General features: G+C 72.4%; 13 protein-coding genes and 1 pseudogene. 10 read left to right on the top strand and 4 right to left on the bottom strand.

Annotation, left to right across the window (positions count from 1 at the left end; genetic code table 11):
- Nucleotides 1–101: 101 nt before the first annotated feature.
- Nucleotides 102–410 carry a hypothetical protein gene (locus ACIF80_RS25615; RefSeq protein ID WP_399808811.1) on the bottom strand — a complete coding sequence of 103 codons (309 nt, stop codon included), beginning with the start codon at nt 408–410 and terminating at the stop codon, nt 102–104.
- Nucleotides 411–428: 18 nt separating this feature from the next.
- Entirely contained in the window at nt 429–842 is a 414-nt protein-coding gene (locus tag ACIF80_RS25610) for an SRPBCC family protein (protein WP_399808808.1), read from the bottom strand.
- A 161-nt stretch (nt 843–1,003) separates the two neighbouring features.
- Here ACIF80_RS25610 and ACIF80_RS25605 point away from each other — a divergent pair.
- The 3 genes and pseudogenes from ACIF80_RS25605 to ACIF80_RS25595 all read left to right on the top strand — a co-directional run.
- Nucleotides 1,004–1,639: pseudogene (locus ACIF80_RS25605) on the top strand (thiamine pyrophosphate-dependent enzyme); the annotation flags it as partial.
- Between the two features lie 216 nt (nt 1,640–1,855).
- The gene (locus tag ACIF80_RS25600; protein WP_399808805.1) at nt 1,856–2,017 is read left to right on the top strand and encodes a hypothetical protein; all 162 of its coding nucleotides are present in this window, start codon (nt 1,856–1,858) and stop codon (nt 2,015–2,017) included.
- A 172-nt stretch (nt 2,018–2,189) separates the two neighbouring features.
- Nucleotides 2,190–2,885 (top strand): lysoplasmalogenase, encoded by a 696-nt coding sequence (locus ACIF80_RS25595; RefSeq protein ID WP_399808802.1) that lies wholly within the window; start codon nt 2,190–2,192, stop codon nt 2,883–2,885.
- A gap of 123 nt (nt 2,886–3,008) precedes the next feature.
- On the opposite strand, the gene ACIF80_RS25590 is transcribed toward ACIF80_RS25595, so the two are convergent.
- Nucleotides 3,009–4,733 carry a SpoIIE family protein phosphatase gene (locus tag ACIF80_RS25590; protein ID WP_399808799.1) on the bottom strand — a complete coding sequence of 575 codons (1,725 nt, stop codon included), beginning with the start codon at nt 4,731–4,733 and terminating at the stop codon, nt 3,009–3,011.
- A gap of 413 nt (nt 4,734–5,146) precedes the next feature.
- Between ACIF80_RS25590 and ACIF80_RS25585 the strand changes: the two genes are divergently transcribed.
- The 4 genes from ACIF80_RS25585 (at nt 5,147) to ACIF80_RS25570 (ending at nt 9,614) form a co-directional block, all read left to right on the top strand.
- Entirely contained in the window at nt 5,147–5,272 is a 126-nt protein-coding gene (locus ACIF80_RS25585; protein ID WP_399808796.1) for a hypothetical protein, read from the top strand.
- An 88-nt stretch (nt 5,273–5,360) separates the two neighbouring features.
- A complete protein-coding gene (locus ACIF80_RS25580) occupies nt 5,361–7,856 on the top strand; it encodes an ATP-dependent Clp protease ATP-binding subunit (RefSeq protein ID WP_399808793.1) in 2,496 nt (831 codons plus the stop codon).
- Between the two features lie 84 nt (nt 7,857–7,940).
- Nucleotides 7,941–8,420: a general stress protein gene (locus ACIF80_RS25575; protein WP_399808790.1), complete on the top strand. Its 480-nt coding sequence runs from the start codon at nt 7,941–7,943 to the stop codon at nt 8,418–8,420.
- Between the two features lie 300 nt (nt 8,421–8,720).
- The gene (locus tag ACIF80_RS25570; protein ID WP_399808787.1) at nt 8,721–9,614 is read left to right on the top strand and encodes an IclR family transcriptional regulator; all 894 of its coding nucleotides are present in this window, start codon (nt 8,721–8,723) and stop codon (nt 9,612–9,614) included.
- Between the two features lie 37 nt (nt 9,615–9,651).
- On the opposite strand, the gene ACIF80_RS25565 is transcribed toward ACIF80_RS25570, so the two are convergent.
- The gene (locus ACIF80_RS25565; RefSeq protein ID WP_399808784.1) at nt 9,652–10,224 is read right to left on the bottom strand and encodes a flavin reductase family protein; all 573 of its coding nucleotides are present in this window, start codon (nt 10,222–10,224) and stop codon (nt 9,652–9,654) included.
- A gap of 320 nt (nt 10,225–10,544) precedes the next feature.
- Here ACIF80_RS25565 and ACIF80_RS25560 point away from each other — a divergent pair, with 320 nt between their 5' ends.
- The 3 genes from ACIF80_RS25560 to ACIF80_RS25550 are packed head-to-tail and all read left to right on the top strand — an operon-like array spanning nt 10,545 to nt 14,136.
- Complete coding sequence (locus ACIF80_RS25560; protein WP_399808781.1) at nt 10,545–11,411, top strand: alpha/beta fold hydrolase; 867 nt, start codon at nt 10,545–10,547, stop codon at nt 11,409–11,411.
- Nucleotides 11,408–13,102: an FAD-binding protein gene (locus ACIF80_RS25555; protein ID WP_399808779.1), complete on the top strand. Its 1,695-nt coding sequence runs from the start codon at nt 11,408–11,410 to the stop codon at nt 13,100–13,102. Before ACIF80_RS25560 ends, ACIF80_RS25555 begins: the two co-directional genes overlap by 4 nt.
- The gene (locus tag ACIF80_RS25550) at nt 13,099–14,136 is read left to right on the top strand and encodes a 2Fe-2S iron-sulfur cluster-binding protein (protein ID WP_399808777.1); all 1,038 of its coding nucleotides are present in this window, start codon (nt 13,099–13,101) and stop codon (nt 14,134–14,136) included. Before ACIF80_RS25555 ends, ACIF80_RS25550 begins: the two co-directional genes overlap by 4 nt.
- Nucleotides 14,137–14,210 lie beyond the last annotated feature (74 nt).

Genomic DNA, 14,210 nt, shown 5'->3' with positions numbered 1-14,210 from the left:
GCGGCGTCCGTCCAAGAAGACGGGGCGGATCGTCCGCGCCCCACGTCCAGCAGTCGTCAGAAGCCGTCAGAAGCCGTCAGGGACCACCCTGCCGGCCGCGCTCACGGCCGGGGGTTGGTGCGGTGCCATCGTGGGCGGGCGTCGCCGCCGCGGCGTCCGGCGACCGAGGCGCAGCGCGGGCACTGGCGCCGCACCTGGTCCGCCGCGCCTCCGGACTCCGGGAAGGTGTCCGGCCAGCCGACGTGCGGGAAGCGGATCAGCTGGGAGCGGCTGAGGGACAGCCCGCAGACGGTCTGGTTCAAGCCCGGCTCCCAGGCGTGGACCTCGCCGGCGGGCAGTCGGCGGCGGCCCTCCTCCTCGTCCGTCCACTGTCCGGAGGCGGCGACGGCGTACTGCTTGACGCGTGCCATGGGTGTGTACTCCGTCCGTCATCCGGCCGCGTTGTCCACGCGCAGCCGTACCTGTTCCTCCAGGCGCTGAAGACTGGTCTCCAGGGCGTCGCCCACGGCCTGCGCACCCGGATCATGGCTCTCGTCGAAGAACGACAGGTGCACGGTCACCTCACTGGCCCCGCTGCCGATGCCGGCGACCTGGAGCCACCCCGCGTAGCTGCCCTGGTCGCGGGTGCCCCATTCCAGCCGCATCTGGTCGGGCCGGGCACGGAACAGGGCGGAGGTGTCCTCGTCGGTACGGTCCTCGTGCACGGTGACGGCCGGTAGCTCCCCGGCGTCCACGTGCAGGGCTTCCGGCAGCCAGGTTTCCATCTGGTCGACATGGGCGGCCTGGTCGAAGACGTGCTCGGGCTGTGCCGGCATGGTCCGTGAACGCTCGTACTCGGTCATCGCGATACCGTCCTCCGTCGGGGTCGTACAGGAGCGGGCCCACGCGTGGAGATCTCGGGTACCCAGTGACCAGGGCCGTGAATCGGTCCGGGAGCCGGCCCGCCCCTGCCGCCCCGGACGTGCCCATCGAGCAGCGGCCCGGTTACGGCGTTTCCGTCCGGGCGGCCGGGCTGCGGCTGCGCGGCCGGATGCGCGGCTCCCTGTCCGGCACGCTGGCGACGATGGGCCCGGGCGTGCCCTACGCCATCGGCGCGAAGTTCGCCCATCCCGACCGGCCGGCGATCGCCCTCGTCGGTGACGGCGCGATGCAGATGAACGGCATGATGGAGCCGGTCACCGCGGCCAAGTACCACCACGAGTGGTCCGATCCGCGGCTGATCGTCGCCGTGCTGAACAACGGAGACCTCAACCAGGCCACCTGGGAGATGCGGGCGATGTCCGGCGCGCCGCAGTTCGAGGAATCGCAGCACCTCCCCGACCTGCCCTACGCGGAGATCGCCCAACGGATCGGGCTGGACGGCGTGCGGGTGGAGAAGCCCCGGCAGATCGAAGCGGCCTGGGACCGGGCACTGGCCGCGGACCGGCCCTTCGTCATCGACTTCCGCACCGACCTGGCCGTCCCGCCGATCCCGCCGCACGCCGAGCTGGACCAGATCGAGGCCGCCACCATGGCGATCCTGCAGGGTGACAGCGACCGCGGCTCCATGATCAAGCAGGACTTCAAGGCCAAGGTGCAGGAGATGCTGCCCGGCAGCCGGCACCGTGATGACCGGCCCGGCGCCGGACCCCAGGGCTGACCGGCCGGCGGCGGAGCGGCGGGGCTTCTCCGTCGCCCCACCCGTCGGGACGTCAGATCCGGTTGCGTCCCAGGCCCGCGACGAACCCGGACCATGCGCTTCGGGTGAACGCGAGCCGGGGGCCGGACGCGGGGCGGGAGCGCACACCTCGCCCTCACCCTGACCCCCGCCGGCCTGCGGATCGAGGTCACCGACGCGCGGGGCGGTCGTCCGCCCGTGCCGAGGCCGGACGCCGAGGCCGACGGCGAGTCCGGGCTGGGCCTGCTCTTCTTCGCCTCGCTCGCCGACGCCTGGGGCTGCGAGTCCCATCACCCGGGCGGCAAGACGGCGTGGGCGGAGTGCGGCGTCGTGCTCCCGCACATGGTTCCAACCGGTTGACCGGTGGTCAACACGGATGCACGATGAGGGCCATGACGGATGATCACATGCGGCGCGGAGCAGTCGCCGACGAGCCGCATTCGGTGCACTCGGGCCGCGTCCCGATCGTCCGGCGCCGGCTCCCCGGTCCTCCCGGACGGTCGCCGAAGGCAGCGGTCTGACGATGCCGCCCTTGCTCATCGCGTACGCGGGGCTCGTCCTGCTGAACCTGACCGGAGTGGCTCTGCACCACGAGGTTCTGGAGTGGGTCAGCAAGCCGCTGCTCGCTCCGGTGCTGGCCCTGTATCTGTGGCGCCGCACGGGCCGGAGCCATCCCTTCGTGCTCGCCGCACTGGTCCTGTCGACCGCGGGCGATGTGGCCCTGCTGCTGTCGGGTACCGGTGCCTTCATGGCCGGTGTCGCCTGCTTCCTGGGCGCTCAGGTCTGCTACATCACCGCCTTCGCCAAGCAGGGCGCGCTCACGTTTCTGCGAGCGCGGCGAGGGTGGTGCGTGGGCTGGCTGGTGGCGTGGGCCGCGGGGAACGTGGCTCTGGCGCCCCTTCTCGGGGCCCTGGTGTGGGCGGTCGCCCCCTACAGCCTGGCCCTGGTCGCCATGGCGTGTGCCGCGCCCGTGAGGGGGAGGAGGGCGGCCTGGGGCGGTGCGCTGTTCGTCTGCTCGGACCTGCTCATCGGACTCGGCGCCGCGGGGCTGGGCTTCGGCGGACGCCCCTTCGTGGTCATGGCGACCTACGTGGCGGCGCAGTACTTGCTGACCGTCGCCTTCGCCGACACGCCCGCGCAGCGGACCGCGCGGCTCTCCGCGGCGGACGAGGACCGGCCGTACGCGCCTCCCGCCGCCGACGGAGCGGACGGCCCTCCGCAACGCTGAACGGGACGGGCCGCGCGATCCGTGCCGCCCCGGCGGCCCTCTCGTCCTGGGCCCGGGCCCCGAGGACGCCTGCCCGGACGCGGCGGTCCCGCCCGGTCACCGACCCCGCCGGGGAGCCGCCGGTCAGGATCGCTTCCGGACGGGTGTCCGCAGGGCGAGGAGGGCGACGTCGTCGTCGTTGGCGGCGGGGCGGACCCGGCGCAGCAGATGGTCGGTGAAGGAGGCCAGCGGGCGGTGGGCGAGGGCGGCGGCGTGCTGGCGCAGCCGGTGCAGACCCTCGTCGAGGGTGTGGCCGGGTTCTTCGATCAGCCCGTCGGTGTACAGCAGAAGGGTGGAGCCGGGCGGCAGCAGGGCGACGGCGTCGGTGCGGGGGCTGCGGGTCCCGGTGCCCAGGAGGATCCCGTGGCCGTCCGTGAGGTAGTCGGCCAGGCCGTCGTGGCTGATCAGCAGGGGCGGCGGATGGCCGGCGTTGGTCCAGGACAGTTTCCAATGGCCGTCGTCCGCCTCTTCGATCCGGGCGAAGACCACGGTGGCCATGGCGACGTCGGTGATGTGCAGGAGCGCCTCGTCCAGCCGGCCGATGATCCCGCTGGGGGGCTCCTGCAGGGCCCAGGCGTACGCGCGGAGCATGTTGCGCAGCTGCGCCATGCCGGCCGCGGCCTCCAGGTCGTGACCCACGACGTCTCCCACTGCCAGCGCGGTGGCGCCGTCGGGCAAGGAGAAGGCGTCGTACCAGTCGCCACCGACCTGTGAGGCATCGGGCGCGGGCAGGTAGCGCACCGTCATCTGCAGCCCGGGCACGCGCGGCATCTGGGGCAGCAGGTGGTTCTGCATGGTCTCCGCGACCTTGCGTTGGCGCTCGTAGAGACTCGCGTTGTCCAGGGCGAGGCCGGCCCGGCGGGCGATGTCCTCGATCAGGGGGAGATCGTCGGCGGTGAAGTCCACCGGCTTCTTGGCGCGGCCCAGAGTGAGGGCCCCCAGCACTTCGCGCGTGCTGCGGATGGGGGCGATGGCCGCGGAGCGGATGCCGGTGGCCTCGAACAGGCCGCGCTGTTCGAGCGCGATGCCGGAATCCGGTGCCCCCTGGTAGGTCTGCGGGCCGGCCAGGGCGGAAGCGACTCCGCGGAGGGCCCTGGACAAGGGCATCTGGGAACCCTCCGGGATCGGCGGCATCGGCCCCTGCAGTTCCTCGTGGCGCACCAGGGCATCACCGTCCGCGTGCACGACGAGGGTGCGCCACACCTCGTCGCGCTCGGTGATCAAATCGATGACGGCCCAGTCCGCCAGCCTGGGCACCACCAGGGTCACCAGCCGGCGCAGCGCCTCCTCGACATCGAGCGTGGAGGTCAGCTGAGTGGTGGTCTCGGCCAGCAGCGCGAGCCGTTCGAGCTCCGGCAGCGGGCCGGCCGTCACCTCCGGCTGGGGCTCGATCTCCAGCGAGTGCCGGGGGCGGAAGAGGACGAGCGTGCCGAGTGCGTGGTCACCGACGTCATAGGGGGTGATCAGCCACGAGATGGGCAGCAGGGAGCCGTCCCCGCGTGCGAAGTAGTCCCCTTCGACCTGGGCGGTGCGCCCGGCGAGAAAAGCCTGCCGCATGCTGCATTGAGCCCTTGACAAGCGCTGGCCGTGGGAGTTCCGGTGCAGCAGGTCGTGCGCGTCGCGACCGAGGAGATCCTCTGCGGACAAGGCCAGCAACTGCTCGGCGTGGGCGTTGACCGCGATCACGCGGCCCTGCTCGTCCACGATGTAGGCGCCGCTCCCTATGGCCTCCAGCGCCCGGGTGAGCATGGCAGCAGGTTCGGCCGGGGACTGTTCGCCGAGGGCCTGCGTAGGCTCCACCCCTGCCATACCCTCATCTCCTTCGCTGACCGGCGGCACGTCCGCACAACAATATTTTCCTTCCCAGGGTGCCCCAGTACGAGTGATTCCAGCCTCAGTCTCGAGCACGCTCCGGGAACCGGATGCGCATTGAAGCATCTCCACCGGCGGAACCTCCACACAGGTGGGCGGCCGCCCGTTCCGGAGGGAGGCCGGGGACAAGGCCGCCTTCGCCTGGACCGAGCTGTGAGCGGCAGCCGCACCAGGGGGCGGCGGTGACGGAGGAGAAGGGCGTGCCGGGGGTGGGAGCGGTGGCGGTGCGGACCCGGGTCCGGTCGGTACCGGTCCTGTCCGGATCTGCGCTCCGCACCTTTGTCCGGTATGTGTTGATTCATATGGGTACTGGCAACGGGTCCCGTCAGGTCGGGTGATGAGGGGAGGGTGTGGAGCGGCAGCCGGTGCGGACGCTGATCCCGCGAGGCGCGGCGGCCCTGTGGTCCGGGACGGTGGCGCCGGTCGTCCCCACCATCGCCGCAGCGCGCCCGGCCCGCCGTACCCGGCACGCCTGACCAGCGGGAACCGCCGCTCGGGGTAGTGACGACCCGCTCCGGACGCACGCGGTGGCACAGCGCCGAGGCCTCAGGAAGGACGCAGGAGATGAGCACTCCGGGATTCGGTTTCGGGCGTGGCCCGTTCGACGACTTCGACGACGTCTTCACCCGGTTCTTCGGCAGCGGGCCGCCGTCCGCACAGCGGCGGCCCCGGCAGGTCGACGTCGGAAGCCTGCTGTCCGAGCGTGCCCGGGAACTGGTCGCACGCGCTCAGCAGGCGGCAGCCCGGGAGGGCAGTGAGGAACTGGGCGCCCGGCACCTGCTGGCCGCCGCGCTCGAGGTGGACAGCACCCGGCGCATGCTCACCGAGGCCGGTGTCGACGTGGACGCGCTGGGCCGGCGCCTGGGCATCGACGCCGCCTTGGAGGAGGCGCCGGGACCGGGGCCGAACGAGCTCTCGCCGTCGGCGAAACGGGCGCTGCTGGACGCCTACCAGCTGTCCCGCCGCCTGGGCACCTCCTACATCGGGCCGGAGCACATCCTGCAGGCCCTGGCCTCGAACCCGGAGTCGTCGGCCGCACGGACCCTGGCCGAGGCCGGCGGCGAGGCGGTCGCCGCTCGGTCCGGGCAGGCGGGCGAGCAGCTCAGCAGCAGCACGCCGACCCTGGACGAGTTCGGACGTGACCTGACCGAACAGGCCCGCGCGGGCAAGCTGGACCCGGTCATCGGCCGGGACGAGGAGGTCGAGCAGACCATCGAAGTCCTCTCCCGCCGCACCAAGAACAACCCGGTCCTGATCGGCGACCCCGGCGTGGGCAAGACCGCCATCGTCGAGGGCATCGCCCAGCGCATCGTGTCCGGCGACGTGCCGGTCACGCTGGAGGGCAAGCGGCTGGTCTCCCTGGACCTGGCCGGAATGGTCGCCGGTACGAAGTACCGGGGCGAATTCGAGGAGCGGCTGAAGAAGCTGCTGGACGAGGTCGGCGAACACGGCGACGACCTGGTGCTGTTCCTGGACGAGCTGCACACCGTCGTCGGCGCGGGGGGAGGCGGCGAGGGCGCGATGGACGCCGGCAACATGCTCAAGCCCGCCCTGGCCCGCGGCGAACTGCACCTGATCGGCGCGACCACCATCGACGAGTACCGCAAGCACATCGAGAAGGACGCCGCCCTCGAGCGGCGCTTCGCCCCCATCCTGGTCGGTGAGCCCACCGTCGACGACACCGTGGAGATCCTGCGCGGCCTGCGCGACCGCTACGAGGCCCACCACCAGGTCCGCATCCAGGACGAGGCGCTGGTCGCCGCCGCCGAACTGTCCGACCGCTACGTCACCTCACGCTTCCTGCCCGACAAGGCCATCGACCTGATGGACCAGGGCGCGGCCCGCGTCCGGCTGCGCGCCAGGACCACCCCGGCCGACACCCGCGACATCGAGGACCGCATCGCCGCGCTGGGCCGGGAGAAGGACCAGGCCGTCGCCGAGGAGGACTACGAGCGTGCCAAGGACCTGCGCGACCGGATCAGGCAGACCGAGCAGGAGCTGAAGACCGCGCAGGCCGAGGACCAGGAACAGGCCGAGCCGAAGGTCACGGCCGAGGACATCGCGGAGGTCGTCTCCCGCACCACCGGCATCCCCGTCGCCCAGCTCACCCAGGAGGAGCGGGAACGCCTCATGGGTCTGGAAGGGCACCTGCACCAGCGGGTGGTGGGCCAGGACGAGGCCGTCGCCGCCGTCGCCCGCGCGGTGCGCCGGGCCCGTGCCGGCATGGCCGACCCCCGCCGGCCGGTGGGCAGCTTCCTCTTCCTCGGCCCCACCGGAGTGGGCAAGACCGAACTCGCCCGCGCGCTGGCAGCCGCCCTCTTCGGCGACGAGAACCGCATGATCCGCTTCGACATGAGCGAGTTCCAGGAACGCCACACCGTCGCCCGGCTGGTCGGCGCCCCACCCGGATACGTCGGCTACGACGAGGCCGGCCAGCTCACCGAGGCCGTGCGCCGCCAGCCGTACGCGGTGCTGCTGCTGGACGAGGTCGAAAAGGCCCACCCGGACGTCTTCAACGTGCTGCTGCAACTGCTGGACGACGGCCGCCTCACCGACGCCCAGGGACGCACCGTCGACTTCAAGAACACGGTCGTCATCATGACCTCCAACATCGGCGCCGACCGCATCCTCTCCGCCGGCGTCGAGGACTACGCCAAGGTCCGCGCATCGGTCATGCCCTCCCTGCAGCAGCACTTCCGGCCCGAGTTCCTCAACCGCATCGACGAGATCATCGTCTTCCGCGGCCTCGAACGCGGCCAGCTGCGGCAGATCGTCGACCTGCTCCTGGAGCACACCCGCCGCCGGCTGCACGCCCAGGACGTCACCCTCCAGGTCACCGACGCCGCCGCCGACCTGCTCGCCGATCTCGGCCACCAGCCCGAGTTCGGCGCCCGGCCGCTGCGCCGCACCATCCAGCGCGAACTCGACGACCGCCTCGCCGACCTGCTCCTGTCGGGCGCCCTGGAATCCGGCGCGAGCGTCCGCGTGGACGCGGTGGACGGCGAACTCGACATCCGTGCCGTGGACGGCGGCACCGCCGACAGCGAGGCCGCCCGGTGACGGAGCCGGGGGGCAGCCGCCCGGCTCTCCCCGCACCGACCGCCGCCGTGCCGTCCGAGCCACCCTTGATCACGGAGCGTACCGATGTCCGCTGAACCGCCCCCGCCCCCCACCGAGCGAGTCGTCGTCGAGTCGTACCCCAGCTACGAAGGAGCCCAGCGGGCCGTCGACTTCCTCGCCGACAGCGGCTTTCCCGTCGAGCGCACCGCGATCATCGGCTCGGACCTGAGGATGGTCGAGACCGTGCTGGGCCGCCTCACCCGCGGACGCGCGGCCCTGGCCGGCGCGGGCTCGGGAGCCTGGTTCGGCCTGCTCATCGGTCTGCTGCTCTCCCTCTTCGCGGCCGGCTCCCACACCGCTCTCGCCCTCCTCCTCAGCGGCATCGCCTACGGCGCCGTCTTCGGGGCGGTCTTCGGCTTCATCGGCCACGCACTCACCGGCGGGCGCCGCGACTTCACCTCCCGCAGCCAGATCGTCGCCGGACGCTACGACGTCGTGGCCGACCCGCAGGTGGCCGAGGAGGCCAAGAACACGATCGTCAAACTGAACCGGCGGGAGTCCTGAGGGGCGCCGGGCCCCGGGCGCGACGCCCCTGAGGAATGCCTCGGTCCCCGGGCCGCCGGCGCCGACGACGGTGTCCGGCACGTCGGACACGTGGACACGTGCAGGGCGGCCGTCGCCGAGGCGGCGGCCGGTGCCCTGGTGAGCACGCCGGGCCGCACGAGCATGGAACAGCGAGGGCCCTCGTGGCAAGAGGGCTGCACGCGGCGAAAACAGCCGGTGCGCATCTCTTCTCCGAGCTCGGGGGGCGCTGTTACATTCCGGAAAACAAGAATTCATTTCAGTCTGTGACTGGAGGCTCCCATGGCGGCTGCCGAGGCTGTTCCCACCGTGCACGCGCCGGTCCGTCGAGAGTTGCCACCGTCGATGGTCGAGCGGATGACGCTGATCATGGACGTGTTCGAAGGCCGGACGGCCCGGCTGTCCCTGGAAGAGGTGGCCCGCTGCACGCAGTTGCCCAGGTCGACGGCGCACCGGATACTCGACCAGCTGGTGCGGCTGCGCTGGCTCGAACACAACGGCCTCGGCTACGGACTCGGGCGCCGCGCCCTCGGGCTCGGCGGGGGAGACGGCGGACACAGCAGGATCCGTGAGGCCGCCGCCGCCCGCCTGCACCACCTGCAGATCAGGACCGGGCTGGTCGTCCACCTCGCCGTCCTGGACGGAGCGGAGGTGTACTACCTCGACAAGGTCGGCGGCCGCTTCGCCACGACCGTGCCGTCACGTGTCGGCGGCCGGGCCCCGGCCCATTCGACGGCGCTCGGCAAGGCCATGCTGGCCTGGCTCGAACCGGAGGACGTCGAGGCGAGGGCGGGCGACTCCATCGGCCGCATGACCCAGCGCACCATCTCCGACCTGGGCACCCTGCATCAGGAACTCAACCGCATCCGGCGCCGGCACGGCCTGGCCTTCGAGCGCGGCGAGTGCTTCCCGGACATCGCGTGCGCCGCCACGGCGGTCCGCGGTCCCGAGGGGCCCGTCGCCGCGATCTCCCTGGTGGGAGACGCCTGGTCCCCGCTGGAGAAGGTCGCCCCGCTGGTGGTGGACGCGGCCCGGCAGGTGTCCCTGGAGCTGTTCCCCGGCCGTCGGACGCCGGTCAGGTCGTCCCGCCGCGCGGCGACCGTACCGGAGGAGACCTGGTCCCCGCAGACCATGGACCGCCTGCTCGCCGCAGGGCAGTACGGGGACTGGCAGTAGGGGCCCCCTCCGGTCACGCCGCCGCGGCGGCCACCGCTCATCCCCAGTGGTCGCCCCAGCCCCACAGGTCCGGGACCGGGGCGGCGGCCGCCGGGCTCTCCACGCCGAAGCCGCCGCGGAAGAAGAGCATCGGCTGCCGGTCGGTCACGGTCTCCAGGGCGAGGACCCGGCCCACCACCACGTCATGGTCGCCCGCGGTGTGCACGTCGTACACGTCGGCGTGCACCCGGGTCAGGACGTCCGGCAGCGACGGCGTTCCCCAGGGGGAGAGTTCCCAGTGCAGGCCCTCGTACTTGCGGCCCTTGCCGGACCCGAACCGTCCGCACAGATCCGTCTGTTCCGCGGCCAGGATGTTGACGGCGAACCGCCCCGACTCCCGGATCTTCGGCCACGCGCGCCCCCGGTGATCGGCGCAGAACAGGACCAGGGCGGGTTCGAGCGAGACGGACGCGAACGACTGGCAGGCGAAACCGGCCGGAACACCGTCCCGGCCGACCCCGGTCACCACGGTCACCCCGGACGCGAAGGAGCCCAGGACGCGCCGCATCCGCAGGGGCGTCGGCTCGGTCTCCTCGGCGGCCTCGGGCGGGGACAGGGACTCTGCGGTCATCGGATTTCACCTCGAGGGAGACGGTGCGGTGATGTGCCCGGAGTGGGCAGGGGGCCGAAGCTAGGACACCGTCCGGCCGCGCCGGGCGCCCGTTCCCGATGAGTGGAACGGCCTGCGGGCCCGGGCCCGCAGACCGCGCCGGCACCCCCGTGACCGTACACATCCCGCTGACCGAGACGTCCGGCGCGCGGCCCCGCCGGCCGTGACTACCGTCCAGGAACCGATCACACGGCACCCGTGGCCGCCCGCAGCCGGCGACCACCCGGAAACCGCCGGTCACCAGGACCATCGACCATCGAGGTCAACCGAGGGCAGGGATGATGACGGAGCTGAGTCACGACTCCACACTGCGCGAACTCCCCACCGAACAGGGCGTTCTGCGCTACCACGAGGCCGGCGACGGCCCGCCCCTGCTGCTGTTGCACGGCTCGGGCCCCGGGGTCACGGGCTGGCGCAACTACCGGAACAACCTGGGCACGTTCGCCGAGCACTTCCGCTGCCTCGTGCTGGAGTTCCCGGGGTTCGGGGTCAGCGATCCCGTCGACGGCCACCCCATGGCGACCGCGGCCTCGTCCGTGACCCGCTTCCTGGACGGGCTGGGACTGCATCAGGTCGACGTCATCGGCAACTCCATGGGCGGCATCGTCGGCACCCGGTTCGCAATCGGCCACCCCGACCGGGTGAGGCGCCTCGTGACGATCGGCGGCATCGGCCGCAACGTGTTCAGCCCGGGGCCCGGCGAAGGCATCAAGCTGCTCACCGAGTTCACCGACGTGCCCTCCCGCGAGGGCCTGGTGCGCTGGCTGAACTCCATGGTGTACGACCGGTCGCTGGTGACCGAGGAGCTCATCGAGGAGCGGTGGACGCAGGCCACCGACCCGGACACCCTCGCCAGTGCCCGCCGCATGTACGGCAGCGAGGCCTTCGCGGCCCAGGCCGCCGCCGCGGCCGCCTCCGACGAGGCGCCGTACTGGGCGATGCTGCACCGGCTGACGGCGAAGACCCTGCTCACCTGGGGCCGCGACGACCGGGTCAGCCCCCTCGACATGGCGCTCCTGCCGATGCGCACCATCCCCGACGCGGAGTTGCACGTCTTCCCCGACTGCGGGCACTGGGTGATGATCGAGCAGAAGGCCGCCTGGGAGAGCGCGGTCCTCGCCTTCCTGACCCGCAAGGACACGGCGTGAGCGCCGCCGCCCAGCAGGCCTGGGACGCGGAGTTCGACTTCGTCGTGGTCGGCAGCGGCGGCGGCGGCATGGCCGCCGCGCTGACCGCGGCCGACAGCGGCCTGTCCACCGTCGTGGTCGAGAAGGGGGCGATGTACGGCGGCACCACCGGCATCTCCGGCGGCGGCATCTGGATCCCCAACAACCCCACCCTGCGCGCCAGGGGCCACGACGACAGCCGCGAGTCCGTCCGCCGCTACCTGGACCGGCTCACCGAGGGCCGGGTGCCCGGCGCCCGGCTCGACGCCTACGTCGACCAGGGGCCGGCCGCCATGGAACTGCTCGGCCGAAGCCGCTGGATGAGGTTCTTCTGGGTCAAGGGGTACGCCGACTACCACCCCGAGTACGAGGGCGGCCGCCCGCTCGGCCGGTCCGTCGAGGCGCTGCCCTTCGACACCCGCACACTCGGCGAGGACGAGAAGTACCAGCGGCCCAACAGCCTCAAGGGCCCCCTCGGCCTCTGGATCACCGCCAAGGACTACCGCGACCTCGCCATGGTCAAGCGGACCTGGCGCGGACGCTGGGCGTCGGTCGTCGCCGCCTGGCGGGTCTCTTCGAACGCGGTCCGCCGTCGCCACATGGCCACCGGTGGCCGGGCCCTGGTGGCCCGCATGCGCATGGCACTCAAGGACGCCGGTGTACCGGTGTGGCTGCGCAGCCCGATGACCGGACTCGTCGTCGACGACGGCGGAAAGGTCACCGGCGTCGTCGTGACCCGGGACGGCCGGACCGTGCGCGTCGGCGCCCGGCACGGCGTGCTCCTCGCCACCGGCGGCTTCGACCACAACCGGGAGATGCGCGAGAAGTACCTGCCCGAAGGCGGCCGGGACGACCACAGCGCCGGCGCCGCCGAGAACGTCGGCGACGGCATCACGGCCGGCCAGGCGCTCGGTGCCGCCCTCGACCTCATGGACGACGCCTGGTGGATGCCGTCCGTGCACCACCCCTCCGGAGCGACGATCCCCCTGGTCTCCGAGCGGTGCATCCCGCCGTCGGTGATCGTCTCCGGGGACGGCAGGCGCTTCACCAACGAGTCCTCGCCGTACGTCAACTTCGTCCACGACCAGCTCGCCGGCGGACACGTCCCCGCCTGGTTCGTGATGGACGCCAAGGCCCGCGCCCGCTACCCCTTCGCCCAGATCCTGCCCGGCATGCCGTTCCCCGCCGCGTTCTACGACAACGGCACCGTGCACCGGGCGGACAGCATCGAGGAACTCGCGGGGAGGATCGGCGTTCCGCGTGAGGCGCTGGCCGACACCGTGGCACGGTTCAACGGTTTCGCCCGCACCGGCAAGGACACCGACTTCGGGCGCGGCGACAGCGCCTACGACCGCTACTACGGCGACCCCACCCTGAAGAACCCCAACCTGGACGAGATCGACAAGGCCCCCTACTACGCCGTCCGCATCGAGGTCGGCGACCTCGGCACCAAGGGCGGCCTCGTCTGCGACGAGCACAGCCGCGTCCTGCGCGAGGACGGCACGGCCATCGGCGGGCTCTACGCCACGGGCAACACCTCCGCGTCCGTGATGGCGAACGAGTACGCCGGGCCGGGCGCCACCATCGGCCCGTCCATCGTGTTCGGCCACATCGCCGCCCGGCACGCGGCCGCCACCCGTACCCGGTCCGTCATCGCCGGGGGCGCGCCATGAGCCCCGGGCCGCTGACCGTACGGGTCGTCAAGGTGATCCGGGAGACGGCCGACGCGCACTCGCTGGTCCTGGAGCCCGCCGGGGAGGACCGGGCCGCGTTCGCCTACCGGCCGGGCCAGTTCCTCACCGTCCGGGTGCCCTCCGAGCGGGACGGCGGGGCCGCACGCTGCTACTCGCTGTGCAGCTCCCCGGTACGCGACGAGCCGTTGAAGATCACCGTCAAGCGCACCGCCGGAGGGTACGCCTCCCACTGGATCTGCGACCACGTCACCGAGGGCGACACCCTGGAGGTGCTGCGCCCCGCGGGCACCTTCACCCCCGACTCCCTCGACGGCGACTTCCTGCTGCTCGCCGCCGGCAGCGGCATCACCCCGGTCATGTCGATCCTCGTCTCCGCCCTGCACGCCGGGACCGGCACGGTCACCCTCGTCTACGCCAACCGCGACGAGCAGTCCGTGATCTTCCGCGACGAACTGGCCGCCCTGACACGGGAGTACGGCGACCGGCTCACCGTGCTGCACTGGCTGGAGTCCCTCCAGGGCCGGCCCACGGCATCCGGTCTGCGCGCCCTCGCCGGACCGTACGCCGGGCGCCCCGCCTTCGTCTGCGGGCCGGGCCCCTTCATGGACCTCGCCACCGGCGCCCTCACCGACCTGGGCGTGCCCCCGCACCGCATCACCGTCGAGCGGTTCGCCTCCCTGACCGGCGACCCGTTCGCGCGGCCCGGGGGCGGGCCCGAGCCGGACACCGAAGGGCCCGTCAGCACCGCCGAGGTGGAGCTGGACGGGGTGAGCCGCACCGTCGACTGGCCGCGGAGCGAGCCCCTGCTCGACGTTCTCCTGAGGGCCGGCCTCGACGCGCCCTACTCCTGCCGGGAGGGCGCCTGCAGCGCCTGCGCCTGCGTCCTCGTGGAGGGCGAGGTGGTCATGGAACGCAACGAGGTCCTCGACGCGCAGGACCTCGCCGACGGGATCGTCCTCGCCTGCCAGGCGCGCCCGGTCAGCGACCGGCTGAAGGTCACCTACGACGGCTGACCGCCCTCCCTCCCTTCTTTTCCCTCCCTCGACTCGGATGAGGTTCGACACCGTGACCAAGGCGACCGCCGCGA

The organism is Streptomyces sp. NPDC085927 (assembly GCF_044540975.1).
GTDB lineage: Bacteria > Actinomycetota > Actinomycetes > Streptomycetales > Streptomycetaceae > Streptomyces > Streptomyces hirsutus.
Note: the sequence above shows the minus strand (reverse complement) of the source record. Positions and strands in the feature narration are given on the sequence as shown.

What these genes read in the sequence shown, in the direction of transcription:
- ACIF80_RS25615 (WP_399808811.1), bottom strand. Translation starts at nt 410, where the DNA reads ATGGCACGCGTCAAGCAGTACGCCGTCGCCGCCTCCGGACAGTGGACG.
- ACIF80_RS25610 (WP_399808808.1), bottom strand. Translation starts at nt 842, where the DNA reads ATGACCGAGTACGAGCGTTCACGGACCATGCCGGCACAGCCCGAGCAC.
- ACIF80_RS25590 (WP_399808799.1), bottom strand. Translation starts at nt 4,733, where the DNA reads ATGGCAGGGGTGGAGCCTACGCAGGCCCTCGGCGAACAGTCCCCGGCC.
- ACIF80_RS25580 (WP_399808793.1), top strand. Translation starts at nt 5,361, where the DNA reads ATGAGCACTCCGGGATTCGGTTTCGGGCGTGGCCCGTTCGACGACTTC.
- ACIF80_RS25575 (WP_399808790.1), top strand. Translation starts at nt 7,941, where the DNA reads ATGTCCGCTGAACCGCCCCCGCCCCCCACCGAGCGAGTCGTCGTCGAG.
- ACIF80_RS25570 (WP_399808787.1), top strand. Translation starts at nt 8,721, where the DNA reads ATGGCGGCTGCCGAGGCTGTTCCCACCGTGCACGCGCCGGTCCGTCGA.
- ACIF80_RS25565 (WP_399808784.1), bottom strand. Translation starts at nt 10,224, where the DNA reads ATGACCGCAGAGTCCCTGTCCCCGCCCGAGGCCGCCGAGGAGACCGAG.
- ACIF80_RS25560 (WP_399808781.1), top strand. Translation starts at nt 10,545, where the DNA reads ATGACGGAGCTGAGTCACGACTCCACACTGCGCGAACTCCCCACCGAA.
- ACIF80_RS25550 (WP_399808777.1), top strand. Translation starts at nt 13,099, where the DNA reads ATGAGCCCCGGGCCGCTGACCGTACGGGTCGTCAAGGTGATCCGGGAG.